This is a genomic window from Exiguobacterium sp. s150 (assembly GCF_018618435.1).
GTDB lineage: Bacteria > Bacillota > Bacilli > Exiguobacteriales > Exiguobacteriaceae > Exiguobacterium > Exiguobacterium alkaliphilum.
In genome coordinates this window covers 1-1,294 of sequence record NZ_JACSMC010000071.1, presented here as the reverse complement: position 1 = coordinate 1,294, position 1,294 = coordinate 1, and the positions used below count along the sequence as shown (strand labels likewise).

1 protein-coding gene is annotated in these 1,294 nt (G+C 45.4%); it reads left to right on the top strand.

Annotated elements, in window-relative coordinates; translation table 11 throughout:
• Positions 1 to 89 precede the first annotated feature (89 nt).
• A protein-coding gene (locus KNP76_RS15505; RefSeq protein WP_214845041.1) for an IS3 family transposase occupies positions 90 to 1,252 on the top strand; the annotation gives its coding sequence in 2 pieces (ribosomal slippage) (positions 90 to 366 and positions 366 to 1,252; 1,164 coding nt in all).
• Positions 1,253 to 1,294 lie beyond the last annotated feature (42 nt).

The following is a 1,294-nucleotide window of genomic DNA, read 5'->3' as shown; positions in this document are numbered from 1 at the left end:
ATTGGGCTAACCTAAATTTTTGAGACAATATAAAAACACCTTCGCAGTGGTACACTTAAAAAAAGTGCTAGCATCGGAGGTGTTTTTGCGTGGGCAAAAACGTATATTCAAGTGAAGTGAAATGGGCAGTGGTGAAAGACAAACTGAGCGGTGAGTTGACGACTAGAGAGATCATGGAGAAACACGGGATCAAAAACGAATCACAGATCCACACATGGATGAGATGGTATCGGTCCAATGAAATCTATCGATTTGACCAGCCCATCGGGAAGCAATACACCTACGGACTCGGTCCTGATTCCGCCAGTGAGGATGACAAGAGAGAGCGTCAACTATCCCACCTGAAGACGGAGAACGACATCTTAAAAAAATTCATGGAGATCGAAAGAGAGTTGAAAAAGAAATAGCGTTAAAGACTGTAGAGCGCCTGAAGAGCAAATATACGGTCACGACCATCCTACGTGTCCTAGACGTGCCACGGGCAACCTATTACCGTTGGGTCAAAGAACCGGTGAAGCAACCTTCGGTGCTGGAGCAAACAGTCATCGAAGTGTGTAAGCTTACGAAGTATCGATATGGACATCGAAAGATAAAAGCCCTGTTAGAGCAAACCTATGAATTGGCGGCTAACCGGAACACCGTACAAAGAATCATGCAGAAGCACCATCTCCAGTGTCGGATCAAGCCTAAACGGAAATGGAAGTCTCAGGGCGAGAGCATCATCATCGCACCTGACCTTCTCAAGCGAGACTTCACGGCCAGTGAACCGAATAAGAAGTGGGTGACGGACATCACCTATATCCAATACGGGAGCACGACGAAGTACCTCTCCACAATCATCGACCTATTCAACAATGAAATCGTTGCCTATAAGCTATACGAGCATCAACAGACGCCCCTCGTCATCGATACGTTAAAGATGGCGTTGGAGAGTCGGAACAATCCCGAAGGGATCATCATCCATTCGGATCAAGGAAGTGTCTATACATCATATGCCTTTCAAGATTTGGTCAAGAGGAATCATATGACGAGCAGCATGTCCCGAAGAGGCAACTGTTGGGATAATGCGGTGATTGAATCGTTTCATTCGAATTTGAAGTCTGAGGAGTTCCAGTACGTCAAGTTCAACTCGTTAAGTGACCATGAAGTGCGTGAGCGGGTGGACCATTACTTAACTTACTATAACGAAGAGCGTATCCAAGAAAAATTAGGCTACCTCACACCGATAAAATATGGTGTGGTGGCAGCCTAATAAGGTGTTTTTATTAGTGTCTCATATAGCTAGGTCAGTCTA